Origin of the sequence: Vibrio agarivorans, assembly GCF_030409635.1 — a bacterium.
GTDB lineage: Bacteria > Pseudomonadota > Gammaproteobacteria > Enterobacterales > Vibrionaceae > Vibrio > Vibrio agarivorans.
Genome location: NZ_JAUFQF010000001.1, coordinates 57,583 through 72,701 on the forward strand (window position 1 = coordinate 57,583; position 15,119 = coordinate 72,701).

Here is a 15,119-nt window from a genome sequence, read left to right on the forward strand (position 1 = left end):
GATGAAAAGAGCAAGTAAGTTTGTTGTACCTCCAAACTGGAAAGTGCTATTTAAAGATCTGGGAATAGAGCTTCAACACATATTAGGTTTTGCCGAACTGCCACCACGGTTGTTTGACCAAAATAAGGTGCAACTAAACCCGTATCAATACTTCCAACTATGGCATGGTATAGAAGCTGCCGCTCAGGTGAAAGGCATTGATATCGCGCTAAAATTTGCGCAAGTTATGAGTTTTGAGTCATTTGATGCTCCAATATTAGCCGCAATATGCAGCGCGAACCTTAATGCGGCAGTCAAACGGCTTCAGGAATACAAACCTCTAATCGGGCCAATGTTGCTCACGATTGAACAAACCGAGCAACACACCCGTATTGACATTGGTTGTTACGGCTATGACGGTGAACTGCCGAACATACTTAACCTTATGGAATTAGTATTTTTCACTCAATTGACACGACTTGCTACTCGGTCAAACGTACAACCTGTCGAGATTATTCTGCAAGAACTGCCGAAAAACTTGAGTGCCTATCAAGCTTACTTTGGTTGTCCCATTTGCCAAGGTTCCAAAACAAGCATTACGTTTCGTGCTGAAGACGCTCGAATGCCATTCCTAACAGATAATCAGATGATGCTGTCTGTTTTTGATGGTGAGTTAAAACAGAGGTTAGAGGCAATAACCCATCGTGGTACGACTTCTGATGCGGTTTCTAAAATTTTGTTAGATTTACTTCCTCAAGGTGAAAGCTCTATAGAATCTGTTGCGTCTCACATCGCAGTCAGCAAACGCACTTTACAAAGAAAGCTAACTAATGAAGGGGTTCGTTATCAAACCATCCTACAGCAAGTACGCCTGCAATTGGCCGAACATTACTTGAATGAAACCGAGCTACCACTCATTGAGGTATCTTTCTTGTTGGGTTATCAAGAGGCAAACTCGTTTATTCGGGCGTACAGTACATGGACTGGAGTTTCACCTGGACAAGTTCGTACCTAGATTGTGATTAGATTATGTAATTGTTGCTTACTTACCTCTGGCAAGCTTTGGGGCAGAACTTTGTTAGCCGAACAACAGCCCCCCTATCCTTGGAGCAGAAATGAGTTCCCAAAACTACTCAGCCAGCATGATTTAAGTTCTCTCAGCAAATGCTCCCTAACACCCAAGCAACTCTTCCACCAATTCCGGTATCAACTCAGTCGCTTTCCCCTGACGGCTTTCATCAAACTCAGCACAAAGATCGCCGGGCTCTAGATTGATCTCAATCGTTTTCGCGCCAAAGTGATTGGCTTCGTGAACAAACCCGGCTGCAGGATAGACCTTTCCTGAAGTGCCTATGGAGATGAAGAGATCAGCTTTAGCCAATAGAGATTGAATCTCTGTCATGCGATAGGGCATTTCGCCGAAAAAGACGATATCGACCCTTAATTGTGATGGGGTTTCACAACAGGTGCAGTATGAGCCGTCGACAACGATATTCTCTTTCCACTCTACTCGCTGCCCTGATACCGGGCACAAAGCCGAGTTCAGTTCACCGTGCATATGGATCACATCAGCGCCTGCCATATCAAGGAAGTTGTCGACGTTTTGGGTGATAAGGTGACATTCACCATCAAATTCGCGTTGCAGCTTTGCTAGTGCGTGGTGGGCAGCATTGGGTTCAATATCGACCATTTTTGAACGAAGATTGTTGTAAAAATCATTCACTAAAAATGGGTCATGCTCCAGTGCTTCCGGGGTGCATACATCTTCAATTTTATGATCATTCCATAGGCCATTGCTGTAGCGAAAGGTGCGCATGCCTTCTGATTCTGCACTAAGACCAGCACCGGATAGGATCACGATATTCTTTGGTTTCATTTCATTGCTCATCATCATTATTTTATGTAGTAAGCCCATCATAGCAGTGTTATCAAAGGCTTGTGTAGTTCGAGATAGTGACGTGACGAATATTGGTTTCATAGCAGTTGCACGATAAGTGCATTGTTCGTGAAGTCTCGCGCAAATGGGTGAAAACCCCCTTGTTGGGTGTGGCAAAGGGAGTAATATCGAATCAAAAGAAAGCGCTTTCTTTTTGGTTTTTGCCAAACGATAAGCGCTGATATGGACAAAGAAAAGCCGCGCTGGTTAGCCCAAACTCATAAGAGCGTAGCTACAAATACCTATCTGCCAACAGGTTAAGTAGTGAAACGGGTATCTGATATGGTTAGCGCAAGGCTTTGGTTGATGCCGACAAGCCTTAACTTGTTGTTATCGAAACCGACACTCATTGAAAGTGAAAAAGAAAGCGCTTTCTTTTGGGGTTAACTCTTTTGAGGTTCAAAGTTTTCTATGATTCAAAGATCTTTTCCAGAGCATGCTGTCAGCGGTAAGTTCGTTGATAAGCAGGGACAACGTTTCTACAAAATTGCCAATGTTGACCAGATGGCGCCGTTCTTCATAAGCGTTGTATCCTCAAGTGACCACTGGCTGTTTATCTCATCTACTGGCAGCTTATCGGCGGGGCGTATTCGACCAGAAAATGCGTTGTTCCCTTACAAGTCTGTCGACCACATTCATGAGAGTGCTGAAAATACCGGCTCAAAGACTATCGTGCGTGTTCACCTTGAAAATGGCGTTGCACTTTGGGAACCGTTTAATACGCAGCATGACGGTCTGTATCAAGTCACACGTAACCTGTATAAAAACACGGTTGGCGACAAAATCTTGTTTGAAGAGATTAACCACAGCTTAGGTTTGAAGTTTGAATATAGCTGGGCAAGCAGTGAAGAGTTTGGCTTTATTCGTGAAAGCCAAATCAGCAATCTAACTGATTATGCGTTGTCAGTTGAAGTGTTGGATGGTTTACAAAACCTGCTGCCTTCGGGGGCTCCTTTGCAAGCACTTCAAACTCGCAGTGCCTTGGTGGATGCCTATAAATGGAATGAGCGTGAACAAGACAGCGCTCTGGCACTGTTTACCATGTACGCCAAGTTGAGTGATCGCGCGGATCCTGCAGAGTCCTTACTTGCAACAACGGTCTTTAGTCTTGGTTTGCCTGCAAAGGTTCTGCTTACAAGTCGTCAGTTGAGTCACTTTAGAAAAGGGCAGCCGATCGAAGCGGAAACTCTTACCAAGGGCATTCGCGGTAGTTACTTACTCAACCACACAATGACTTTAGCAGCGCAGTCAAATCAGTCTTGGCAGATTGTTGCAGATATAGATAAAAACCACAGTGATGTCGCTCAGCTAAAACAAGCACTGAACGCTCCAGAAACTCTGGCGAGAGAGATTAGTGAGACTATTGAACGTAATCAACGTGAACTAATGAGCTTGATGTCTGGCGCTGATGCTTGGCAGTTGACTGCCGATGAAAGCACCAGCGTGCATCATTATGCGAACGTCTTGTTCAACAATATGCGTGGTGGGGTAGTGACGAACAACTACACACTAGACAAGGCGGACGTTGAGAAGACGATGCGTTCAGCCAACCAGCAGGTTTGTTCGCGCCATGACAGTTTCTTTGCTCAGCTGCCAGACAGTTTTACTCATGCTGGTCTTGTCAACAAGGCGAAACAGACTGGAGATAGTCAGCTTGTACGTTTGAGTTATGAGTATCTGCCACTGACTTTCGGTCGTCGTCACGGCGATCCAAGTCGCCCATGGAATCACTACGAAATTAAACTTAAAGATGAACAAGGTGAGCGTTTACTCTCTTATCAAGGCAACTGGCGTGACATTTTCCAGAACTGGGAGGCGATGGCGCTCAGTTATCCGGGATTCATTCACTCTTTCATTGCGAAGTTTGTGAATGCTTCAACGGTTGATGGTTATAACCCTTATCGAATTACCAAAGACGGAGTGGATTGGGAGTTGCTTGAGCCAGACGACCCGTGGAGCAACATCGGTTACTGGGGCGATCATCAGATCATCTACCTGCTTAAATTCCTTGAGCTTGCTGATAAGTTTGATCAGCAAGGGCTGGTGGACTCTTTAAGTGATGGCCGATTTAGCTATGCCAATGTGCCTTACGAAATCTGTGATGTTGATGAGCTATTCAAGAACCCAAAAGACACTGTAAATTTCAACCAGAAAACTCAGACGTTGACCGAAGAGAAGTCTCAGTTGCTCGGTAGCGATGGCAAACTGGTACTGACCAGTGACAACGAAGTGTACCTCGTCAACTTAATGGAGAAGATCCTAGTACCGCTACTCGCGAAATTGAGCAACCTCGTGATTGACGGTGGTATCTGGCTAAATACGCAGCGCCCAGAGTGGAACGATGCAAACAACGCGATTGTGGGCAATGGTTTGTCTATGGTGACCTTGTATTACATTCGTCGTTACGTTGCGTTTGCACAGGCGCTTGTTAACAAAGCTTCGAATCAATTTTGGCTGTCGTTGGAAGTCGCGGATTGGATGACCGAGGTGACTGAGGTTCTCGCTAAAGCGGCACAAGAAATTCGTCAAGAAACCATTAACCCACAGACGCAAAAAGCGCTGTTAACTCAACTTGCTAGTGCAGCGGAGCGTTACCGCAAAGCCGTCTATCAACAAGGTGGTTTTTCTGCGAAATCAGAAACGCCTAAAGCGTGTATTGAGCAACTGCTAAACGTGAGCTTAGAGGTGATTGATTCGAGCTGTCGCAATAACTTGCGCCAAGATGGCTTGTACAACGCATACAATATTCTTACGAGCAGCTCTGAGACATTGCAGGTTGAAGAGCTTTACCCAATGCTGGAAGGTCAGGTCGCGGCACTAAGCTCAGGGCTATTAACACCTGAAGAAGTCCTCAACTTGTTGGATACACTGTTTGATAGCGACATGTATCGTGAAGACCAACAGAGCTTTATGCTCTATCCAGACCGTGATCTCGCTTCGTTTATGCAAAAGAACCAAATTCCAGCCGCGAGTGTTGAGGGCAGCCCCGTGTTACTGGCTATGATCGAAGCAGGGGATCAACGAGTCGTTAACCGTGATAGTGAAGGGGTATATCACTTCAATGCCGCTTTTGAAAATATCGGTTTTGTTCAGGCAACGCTTGAGCAAGTGAAGCAAGAGTATCGTTTTGATGATTCGGCTTGGGAAGATATTGAGCTGCTGTATGAGCAAGTCTTTAATCACAAAGCGTTTACAGGTCGCTCAGGCACGATGTTTGGCTATGAAGGTTTGGGTTGTATCTATTGGCATATGGTCTCGAAGTTATTGTTGGCAGTGCAAGAGAACTACCAAGCCGCATGGCTGGCTGACCCATACGCTGACGTCACCAACAAGTTAGCGGAGCACTACTATCGAGTACGCCAAGGTATTGGTTTCAATAAAACACCAGATAATTACGGTGCGTTTCCAACGGATCCATACTCTCATACTCCGAAGAGCGCAGGCGCGCAGCAGCCGGGAATGACTGGGCAGGTGAAAGAGGAAGTGATTACGCGCTTTGGAGAGCTAGGTGTAAAAGTTCAGGACCGAGAGATTGTCATTGAGCCCTCTCTGTTGAAACCTAGTGAGTTCCTAGTTAATGACAGTGATTTTATTTGCCTAAACACCGCAGGTATTGAATGTCGCTACTCATTGAAACCGGGACAACTAGCGTTTACTTACTGCCAAGTGCCGTTTATCTATACAGTCAGTTCTGTTGGCAATGAGTTGGTCAAAGTGACGTTCAGCAACGGCCACTCAGAAACACTTGATCGGTTGGTTTTGACAGAGAGTCTGAGTGAGCACCTATTTGCTCGAACTGGGTTGATTGAGAAAGTTGAAGTGACACTGCCTCGAGGGAGGCTGTTTCGATAATTCTGTTGTGACAACAGATTAAAAAATCCCCGAAGCTTGTTTATTGGTAAGCTTGCGGGGATTTTTCATCATTAGTGCTAACTTATCTTGCAAACCGAATCCCTCAAAACCAACTCAGGAAGCAACTGGTGACTTTCTGGCTGAGCCTGTTTGTTCAACATACCCAAAACCCATTCGACAGACAGTTTACCCATCTCTGCCACCGGAAAGTTTACGGTGGTGAGGCTAGGGCGAATGTGCTGACTATAAGTGTCATTGTCAAAGCCGATAATCGATAGGTCTTGGCCGACTTTGATGCCTTGCTCATAACAGACATCATAAAGCGCTAGCGCGATGGCGTCATTTTGGCAAAATACGGCGGTTGCCTCTGTGTTTCTATTTAACAGTTTAAGTGCAGCCTTATGATTACCACAGTGATCAAAACGACCCTCTACGATCAGGTTTTGATCGTAGTCTATTCCAGATTCTTGCAATGCACGCTGATAGCCTCGTAGGCGCTCTCGGCTATCTATTTTGCTACTTTGCCCAGTGATGGTGGCGATTTTTGTATGACCTTGATTGAGGAGATATTGAGTCGCGAGGTATCCGCCTTGCTCATTATCAAAGCTGAGGCAGTGCTCGGCAATTTCAGGGATATAGCGGTTAAGAATTAAGGTGGTAGGATTATTTCTTACCACTTCAATGAGTTCATCATCAGACAGTTTATCGGTGTGCAATATCATCGCGTCGACACGTTTGGATTGAAGAAAACGAATTGAATCCAATTCGCGTGAGCGCTGTTCTTGCCCGCTGGTGACAATCAGATATCGATTATTTTCACGAGCGGTGTTCTCTGCTTGATGCATGAGCGGGCCATAGAAAGGGCCATCGAGGGAGCCCACAAGCATGCCAATACTATTAGAACGGCTAGAGGCTAAAGCCTGAGCGAACGCATTTGGGGTGTAGCCTAGTTGTTCAATAGCAGCAAAGACCTTTTGTCTGTTTTTCTCCTTGACCGAGGCATGCCCATTGAGCGTGCGAGACACCGTAGATTGAGACACTTTGGCGAGCTCAGAGACTTCTTTTATCGTGATCAAGGTAACATCCATATTAACAACTATCGACAAGCCGCATTGTAACGATTGAACTGCGAAATAGGGAATAAAAGTTGTCATATTTCTATTTCAAGTTATTAATTTTCGTCGCTCATATTGATTAATTTTCCTTTCCTATTTATGAAAAATTGTATTTGTTTTTGATTGTTATACCAGTCACATTTGTGCGCTTGATTACCATGGCCCCTTGACCACAGAATAACCCATCTGCCGAATTTCTGGCTTTTGTTACTCACCAATATTGCCACATGAATTGATAACAAAGTGGCGAGTAATACGTCGTTTTTTAATGGGCTAGCCAATGGCATTGCACCAGAAAACGCATGTTGGTGACAGACCGAATCGTTAACGCAAGGATATAGTAAGCATGGCATCAGTATCATTTAGGAACGTCGACAAAACCTATCCAGGTAATGTTCAGATTGTAAAAAACTTCAATCTTGATATTGAAGATGGGGAGTTCATCGTATTTCTAGGCCCTTCTGGCTGTGGTAAATCGACGACACTACGAATGCTTGCTGGACTGGAAGAGATCACGGGAGGCGAGGTGTCGATCGGTGATAGCGTGGTGAACGATCTCAAGCCTAACGAGCGTGACATTGCGATGGTATTTCAGAGCTACGCATTGTATCCGCATATGACGGTCTACGATAACATCGCCTTTGCGTTAAAAATGGCGGGCACCAAAAAAGATGAAATTGATCGTCAGGTGCGCCCGGTAGCCGATATGCTTCAGTTAACGCCGCTGCTAGAACGTAAGCCTCGAGCCCTCTCTGGTGGTCAACGTCAGCGTGTTGCCATGGGACGAGCAATGGTTCGTACACCAGAAGTATTTCTGTTCGATGAACCTTTATCCAACCTCGATGCGAAGTTACGCAATGCCATGCGTGGTGAAATCAAGTTACTGCACAAAAAGCTTAAAAAAACCACCATCTATGTCACTCACGACCAAGTGGAAGCCATGACGCTGGCGGATCGCATTGTTATCTTGCGTGATGGCAACATTGAGCAGGTAGGTACACCGGAAGAGATCTATCATCACCCTGCCAATAGGTTTGTCGCGGGCTTTATCGGTAGCCCGACCATGAATTTGTTACCTGCCAATATGTATCAAAACGAAGGTGCTTGGCAGTTGGAAGTGGCCAATCAAATCTTACCGCTGCGCGGTCGCCTTTCTCAAGAGGTTGAATCACAAGTGACGGTCGGGCTGCGTCCTAGTGATATTTATCTAGTTGCTGATAGTCTGGTTAACCCGATTGAAATTACTGCGACCGTGGAAAGCTTTGAGCTACTAGGGACAACGATTCAAGTGACTTACGACTTTGGTGAGCACAAGTTGGTGGTTGAAGCGCCATCCAGCTATAAAGTTGAGCCAGGACAGGAAATGACGCTCTATGTTGATGCTGCACAACTGCATGTTTTTGATAAAAATACCGAGTGTGCGATTTACGATAATCACAAGCATTAATCTCTAATTTTTCTTTGTTCAGCGCCTAACCTCGGTTAGGCGTTGTTGTTTCTGCTGACATGTATTCTGAGTATAGAGTTTGAACAATTCTTGAAAGCGATTTCATGGAAGTTTCACAACCATTGAGGAAAATCACGATATTGAAATCGTGACTAAAAAAAGTAACAAATTAAACAAATATTCCAATGATTCATTACGCTATTGCACTTTATATTGAGGCTATTCCTCTATCGCAGTCATGCCTTGAGCAAGACCTAGAGACAGCCCTCTCTTTAGGAGACATAACGTGAACAAAATCTATAAAGACAAGCGCTATACAACCGCAGAGCGCGTCGAAAACCTATTAAGCCTTATGACCGTCGAAGAAAAAGTCGGGCAGTTAGTCCAGCTTCCGGCTCACTTTGGTGGTTATACAGAGAGACTCGAAGAGTGGCATGTTGGTAGTTACTTACACTGTACGGGTAATATGGTGCACGAACTTCAGGAACGCGCAGCCAATACCCGCTTAGGCATACCATTGATCTTTGGTATCGATGCTATCCATGGGCACTGCTTTGACAATGATTCAACCGTATTTCCGACTCAACTTTCGGCCTCTTCAAGTTGGGATCTCGATTTGGCGTACCGCATGGCACGTGTGACTGCAAAAGAGACTCGCGCAACGGGTCAACACTGGACGTTTTCTCCTGTGCTGTGTATTGGGCGTGATGCGCGCTGGGGGCGCGTAAATGAAACCTATGGTGAAGATCCATGGTTAATTGGCGAGATGGCAGCAGCCACTATCAAGGGCTATCAAGGTGATAGTGCAAGTTCGACAGACAACATCTTAGCTTGCGCTAAACACTATGTGGCGTATGGTGAGGCTTTGGGGGGCCGTGATTCTTATGAAGTGGATGTATCACGTCGTAAACTGCTGTCAACATTCCTACCGCCATTTGAAAAAGCCGTGAAAGAGGCAAATGTGGCCTCGTTGATGACGGGCTACCAAGCGATCGACGGCGTGCCGGTGACAGCAGATAAGTGGTTACTTACTGACGTAGCAAAAACGGATTGGGGCCTCGATGGTTTTATCGTCACCGACTGGGAAAATGTACGCTCACTGCATACCAAGCAAACCGTGTGCGCAGATGAAAAAGAGGCATGCTATCAGTCATTGATGGCGGGTAATGACATGATGATGTCAGTGCCAGAGTTCTACCCTTTAACAGTAGAGCTTGTGAATGAAGGGCGAGTGCCACTTGAAATCCTCGATGCGGCGGTGAGTCGTATTCTGACTAAGAAGTTTGAACTTGGCCTGTTTGATGAACTGCGCTCTTACATGGGGAATCGAGAGAGTGATATGTCGACACCAGAGCATATGGCAGTATCGCTCGAAGCAAGCCGTAAGTCTCTAGTATTACTTAAGAACAGTGGTATTCTTCCTCTTGCAGCCTCGCGCTTGAATAAGGTGTTAGTGATTGGCCCTAATGCTGATGACGTGATCGCCCAACTTGGAGACTGGTCGTTTGGCTCAATGCAGGCAGGGGCGACCAACGATACCTTCCATCGCGAACAAACCATAACCACCCTTCAAGCGCTGACAATGGCTGGAAACGAACACGGCTTTGAAGTCCAATATATCAAAGGCTCTGATTGTGAAGACAACAGCTTTGAAGAATTTGATGCGATTAAAGAAGCGGCTCAATCTGCGGATGTGATTGTCGCCTGTGTGGGGGATACTTTAGCGCAAAACGGTGAGTTTCATGACCGTGCTGATCTGGACCTGACTGGTCAGCAGCAAGCGATGCTTGAAACCGCAAAGGCATCAGGCAAGCCGCTGGTGGTGAACTTTGTCGCGTCTAAACCTCTGACGATTCCTTGGGTGAAAGACAATGCCGATGCGATTGTATGTGGCTTTAATGCAGGCCCGAAAGCCGGACAGGCATTTAAAGAGTTGCTACTTGGCGAGCTTAACCCAAGTGGTAAATTGACGATTTCGTTCCCAGTGCATGTAGGGCAATCACCGGTTTACTATAACAAGTATCAAGGATGGCATGCGCAAAACTGCGCCAAGCTAGAGGGCCAAGAGCGCTATATCGATATGCCTGTTGAACCTCTGTTCTCATTTGGTGAAGGAATGTCATACAGCGAGTTTACCTATAGTGAGGTCAAGCTAAATACAACACAGCTAACTAAAGGTGAAGCGCTGCAAGTGACATTTAGCGTGACCAATAATTCCGAGCGAGATGGCGTCGAAATCGCCCAGGTTTATTTCAATGATCGTTACTCATCGGTGACTACCCCAATCAAAAATCTTTGTGGATTTGCGCGAATTGAGTTGGCCGCAGGTGAAACACAACAGGTTACGGTGACAGTGGAGCAAGAGCAGCTTGCTATCGTGATGCCAAACCTTGAAAAGAGAGTAGAAGCTGGCGAGTTTGACTTGATGGTAGGATCCTCTTCGAAAGACAACGACTTGCAGAAGGTAGAGTTCAGTGTGGCTGAAACCTATTCACTGTAATCTTTAACAAATCGTCTCAATATCGTACCAATAAAAAAGCATGCTTCGGCATGCTTTTTTATTAGTTTTGCTTATGCATTTTGTGGCACTTATCACTGTTCTACCTAGCGAGACACTGAAATACTCTTTCGCTGCCTAATGGTGAAGAGTAATTGTGTGTAAACTGAACGTATTTTCAACACTAGGCTAGAGACATCATATGGAAGTTATCGATAATCAAATTCTTGTCGACTCATTTTTTACGTTCACTTTAGGCATTATAGTCCTATTTATCGGACGCCGATTGACCCAAGCGATCAAACCCCTAGCACACTTCAATATTCCTGAGCCTGTAAGTGGTGGCTTGTTGGTCTCGGTGTTGATTGCAGTGTTCTATTTCGCTTCTGGCTATGAGGTGAGCTTTAATTTAACCAGTCGTGATGTCTTATTGGTGTATTTCTTCACCACAATCGGGATCAATGCCAGTTTGCAAGACCTTGTAAAAGGCGGGAAGCCTTTGATTGTGTTGTTGGTGATTACTATTTCCTACATGTTCGTTCAAAACTACGTCGGTATTAGTGTCGCTGGCCTGTTTGACCTGCCAAGACAGGTCGGTTTGCTGGGTGGTAGTGTGTCGTTGATTGGTGGGCATGGAACGGCAATAGCGTGGGCACCGCGTATTAGCGAAAACTTTGGTATCAGCAATGCGATGGAGATCGGTATTGCTTGTGCGACGTTCGGTTTGATTCTTGCGAGTTTAATGGGTGGTCCAATTGCACAGTTCTTGATTAAACGCCACCAATTGACTCCAAATAGTGTTGAACCTTTGGATATGGGCGTAAGCCAAGATGATGATCAGCAACCTGTCACGGCCATGGGCTTTCTAGATGCTATTTTGGCAATTCACGTCTGCATGATTTTCGGTTTTATCCTTAACGAAGCCCTAGATGCATGGGGTCTGCAACTACCTCTGTTTGTGACGTGTCTGTTTGCCGGGATTATCGCCACTAACTTAGTGCCGCAATCATTGCCACGTTTAACAGGCACAAAATGGCCAGCACGTCAGCCTGCTATTGCGCTGATCTCTGAGGTTTCATTGGGTACTTTCTTAGCGATGTCATTGATGAGTATGCAGTTATGGACCTTGATCGATCTCGCTGGGCCAATTTTCGCTATTTTGGGGGCGCAGTTCCTTGTCGCAGTGTTGGTGACGATGTTTGTGGTATTTCCGGCCATGGGGCGTAATTACGATGCTGCCGTCGTTTGTGCGGGTTTTGGTGGTATTTCACTCGGCTCAACACCAACAGCAATGGCAAATATGTCAGCGGTCGCGACTCGATATGGTAACTCCCACCTTGCTTTCGTTGTTGTACCTTTGGTGTGTGCATTCTTTATCGACTTAGCAAATGCATTGATGATTCCATGGTTGCTGGGCTAGCGAATTTAGAAAGGAATACATAAAAAAAGAGCCGCTGAAACAGCGGCTCAAACGACTCTAAGGACAGGAGGCGTTACTTGAATATTTAAAAATCCCGTTTTCTACCCAAAAATGTAACGATTTACGATGTTTTCTAGGTGCTCTTGGCGACCAGAGATTTGGGTAGGCGCGATATTTTTATCAACGGCATAGTTGGCAACCGCTTCAAGTGAAATATCACCTGCAAGGATCTTTGTACCGAGATCATCGTTCCAATCAGCGTAACGTTGGGCGATGTTCTTAGACAGTACATCGTTTTCAATCATATCGGCAGCGCGTTTAAGCGATAGTGCCATCGTATCCATACCGCCAATATGACCGTGGAAGAAGTCTGCAAGATCGGTAGAAGGACGACGAATACGGGCATCAAAGTTAAAGCCACCTGTAGTAAACCCACCCGCTTTTAGGATTTCGTACATCACTAGCGTGTTTTCTTCAACGCTGTTTGGGAATTGGTCAGTGTCCCAACCCAGCTGCGCGTCACCACGGTTAGCATCAATTGAACCGAAGATACCGAGTGAGGTTGCTGTTGCCACTTCGTGATGGAAACTGTGACCAGCGAGAGTCGCGTGATTCGCTTCAATGTTTACTTTGATCTCTTTCTCAAGGCCAAATTGTTTCAAGAAACCATATACTGTTGCTGTGTCGTAGTCGTATTGGTGCTTAGTGGGCTCTTGTGGTTTTGGTTCAATCAAGATTGAGCCTTTGAAGCCAATCTTATGTTTGTGCTCAACCACCATCTGCATTAGGCGACCAAGCTGCTCACGCTCTTGACGCAGGTCTGTGTTTAGCAGTGTTTCGTAACCTTCACGACCGCCCCACAATACGTAGTTCTCACCACCTAAACGCTTGGTGGCACCCATAGCATTGAAAATTTGTGTCGCAGCATAGGCAAACACTTTAGGATCTGGGTTAGTACCCGCACCAGCCATATAACGTGCATTAGAAAATGCATTCGCAGTGCCCCAAAGGAGCTTCATACCTGTCTCTTCTTGTTTCTGCTCAAGTACGTCAACCATAGTTTGGAAGTTGTTTACGTACTCTTTTAGAGAGCTGCCCTCTGGAGCAACGTCAGTATCGTGGAAGCAGTAATAAGGCACGCCAAGCTTTGCGAAAAACTCAAATGCAGCATCCGCTTTAACGCGTGCTTGTTCCATTGGGTCTGAAACTTTTAGCCACTCATGGTCGAATGTACCGTCACCGAAGATATCTGCACCACCCCAGCGGAAGTTGTGCCAGTAGCAAGCAGCAAAGCGCAGGTGCTCTTTCATGCTTTTGCCTAAGATCATCTGTTCAGCATCGTAGTGACGGAATGCGAGAGGGTTGGTTGAGCTTGTTCCCTCGAACTGTATTTTTTTAATGTCTTTGAAGTATTCGGTCATTGGGCATTATCCATAATTATCAGGAGTTAAACATGTCTTTTATGCCAGTAAACTTAAATTAATACACTGGGGGTGTTGTTTGCTGGTGTGTATTAATAATTTAACGAATATTGAAAGTGAACAATTACGAAATCTATTAACGTAATTCAGCTATTTAGTTAATGTGCAATATGTCTCACTGTATCAGTTAACATTTTTGGCAATGATATTTTGATATTTGGCAAATTGCTGTAAATATGAATTTTTGTGTCACAATAGTTGGTGCAAACAAAATACTGTAAATAACAGTTGTTCTGGTGACTTTAACATTCACTGTTGGGTTGCAATAGGAGAGACAATATGAACAAGGTGCTGGTACTACTCGATGTGATGGTGTTTTACGATCGTGAGGTCTTTCAAGGCATCAAATCGAGTATCAATAGTCGCGACGAAGAGGCGAGTATTTACATCAGTAGTGAAAGCAATCTTCCACAGCTAAAACAAGAGCATTGGGACATTGTGATTGCCGATGGCGATAAACTCAATGACCTTGAAGCGGTGAGTCGATTGGCCGCTAAATGCCTTATCTATTCTAGCTATCAGCTGTCAAATGTTCCCGCCAATGTCACCACCTTAGCGCTCAAAAATGAACAGTTCTCTGATCTTGCACTGGGTAAGTTTATCGAGTTGGATATCAATAAAGTCGCCTTCTTTGAGAATGAATTTGATAGCACTTTTGAGTGGAGTCGAGAGCGTAAAGAGGCCTTTGTCAGCAAAGCACGCAACCTTGGCTTTGAATTGGTGGACATTAATCGAGCGAGTGCCTTAATAGGAGGTAAAAAGGTGGGGGTACTTTGTAGTACAGATCGCTCAGCTCGCACCTTGATACAAAGGCTCGCAGATGAAAATATCATGGTTCCTCAACAAGTGAGTATTATTGGCATCGACTGTGACCCGATAGAGAATGAGATTTCACCGATATCAATCACATCGATAGACATTAGCCCGTTTGAAATAGGCAAGCTTGCTGCAAATGTCATCTCTAGCTATCGACCGGCAAACAATCAGTTTTATGTGCCATGGCGACTAGAGGAAAATGACTCATGTAGCAGTACTGAAGAGAGCGACTGTTTAGTGAGTCGAGCACTGTTTTTCATTTACAACAACTATCAAAACAGTATAAAAGTCACTGATGTGGCGAGGTACTGTCGGGTGTCTCGTAAAACTCTCGATAATCGCTTTTATGCTGCCAAGAACATTACCGTGCATCAGTATATCGCTGACCAGAGGTTAGACAAATGTAAGCGACTTTTGAAAGAGACTGAGCAGAGTGTTGAAGACATTGCACTTCAGTGCGGCTACCCTCATCAAAGTTATCTGTATCAGGTGTTTAGAAAAAATGTTGATTGTACGCCACTTGAATATCGTAAAGAGCATTTATTGGCAATGCAGTCGGTTTAATATCTTCTGAAA

Annotated in this window: 9 protein-coding genes; 6 read left to right on the top strand and 3 right to left on the bottom strand. The window is 45.2% G+C overall.

The annotated features are described in order from the left end of the window. Position 1: 1 nt before the first annotated feature. Positions 2-994 (top strand): AraC family transcriptional regulator, encoded by a 993-nt coding sequence (locus QWZ05_RS00285; protein ID WP_290295847.1) that lies wholly within the window; start codon positions 2-4, stop codon positions 992-994. A 156-nt stretch (positions 995-1,150) separates the two neighbouring features. Here QWZ05_RS00285 and QWZ05_RS00290 read toward each other — a convergent pair whose 3' ends face one another. Beyond that, entirely contained in the window at positions 1,151-1,855 is a 705-nt protein-coding gene (locus QWZ05_RS00290; RefSeq protein WP_264876239.1) for an NAD-dependent deacylase, read from the bottom strand. A 471-nt stretch (positions 1,856-2,326) separates the two neighbouring features. On the opposite strand from QWZ05_RS00290, the gene QWZ05_RS00295 reads away from it, so the two are divergent. Further along, positions 2,327-5,767: a 1,3-beta-D-glucan phosphorylase, GH149 family gene (locus QWZ05_RS00295; RefSeq protein ID WP_290295848.1), complete on the top strand. Its 3,441-nt coding sequence runs from the start codon at positions 2,327-2,329 to the stop codon at positions 5,765-5,767. A 77-nt stretch (positions 5,768-5,844) separates the two neighbouring features. Here QWZ05_RS00295 and QWZ05_RS00300 read toward each other — a convergent pair whose 3' ends face one another. After that, on the bottom strand, positions 5,845-6,843 hold the full coding sequence (locus tag QWZ05_RS00300) for a LacI family DNA-binding transcriptional regulator (protein WP_290297078.1): 999 nt from the start codon (positions 6,841-6,843) through the stop codon (positions 5,845-5,847). A gap of 385 nt (positions 6,844-7,228) precedes the next feature. Between QWZ05_RS00300 and QWZ05_RS00305 the strand changes: the two genes are divergently transcribed. From QWZ05_RS00305 to gltS, 3 genes are all read left to right on the top strand, one after another. Continuing rightward, complete coding sequence (locus tag QWZ05_RS00305; RefSeq protein ID WP_290295850.1) at positions 7,229-8,329, top strand: ABC transporter ATP-binding protein; 1,101 nt, start codon at positions 7,229-7,231, stop codon at positions 8,327-8,329. Positions 8,330-8,615: 286 nt separating this feature from the next. Continuing rightward, the gene (locus QWZ05_RS00310) at positions 8,616-10,829 is read left to right on the top strand and encodes a glycoside hydrolase family 3 N-terminal domain-containing protein (protein WP_290295852.1); all 2,214 of its coding nucleotides are present in this window, start codon (positions 8,616-8,618) and stop codon (positions 10,827-10,829) included. A gap of 199 nt (positions 10,830-11,028) precedes the next feature. Beyond that, on the top strand, positions 11,029-12,246 hold the full coding sequence (gene gltS / locus QWZ05_RS00315) for a sodium/glutamate symporter (protein ID WP_290295853.1): 1,218 nt from the start codon (positions 11,029-11,031) through the stop codon (positions 12,244-12,246). A gap of 101 nt (positions 12,247-12,347) precedes the next feature. On the opposite strand, the gene xylA is transcribed toward gltS, so the two are convergent. Next, positions 12,348-13,667: a xylose isomerase gene (xylA, locus tag QWZ05_RS00320; protein ID WP_290295855.1), complete on the bottom strand. Its 1,320-nt coding sequence runs from the start codon at positions 13,665-13,667 to the stop codon at positions 12,348-12,350. Between the two features lie 339 nt (positions 13,668-14,006). Here xylA and QWZ05_RS00325 point away from each other — a divergent pair, with 339 nt between their 5' ends. Next, positions 14,007-15,107: an AraC family transcriptional regulator gene (locus QWZ05_RS00325; protein ID WP_290295857.1), complete on the top strand. Its 1,101-nt coding sequence runs from the start codon at positions 14,007-14,009 to the stop codon at positions 15,105-15,107. Positions 15,108-15,119: the final 12 nt, after the last annotated feature.

Coding starts and splice junctions, on each gene's coding strand:
- gltS (WP_290295853.1), top strand. CDS start 11,029: ATGGAAGTTATCGATAATCAAATTCTTGTCGACTCATTTTTTACGTTC.
- QWZ05_RS00295 (WP_290295848.1), top strand. CDS start 2,327: ATGATTCAAAGATCTTTTCCAGAGCATGCTGTCAGCGGTAAGTTCGTT.
- xylA (WP_290295855.1), bottom strand. CDS start 13,667: ATGACCGAATACTTCAAAGACATTAAAAAAATACAGTTCGAGGGAACA.
- QWZ05_RS00305 (WP_290295850.1), top strand. CDS start 7,229: ATGGCATCAGTATCATTTAGGAACGTCGACAAAACCTATCCAGGTAAT.
- QWZ05_RS00325 (WP_290295857.1), top strand. CDS start 14,007: ATGAACAAGGTGCTGGTACTACTCGATGTGATGGTGTTTTACGATCGT.
- QWZ05_RS00285 (WP_290295847.1), top strand. CDS start 2: ATGAAAAGAGCAAGTAAGTTTGTTGTACCTCCAAACTGGAAAGTGCTA.
- QWZ05_RS00290 (WP_264876239.1), bottom strand. CDS start 1,855: ATGAAACCAAAGAATATCGTGATCCTATCCGGTGCTGGTCTTAGTGCA.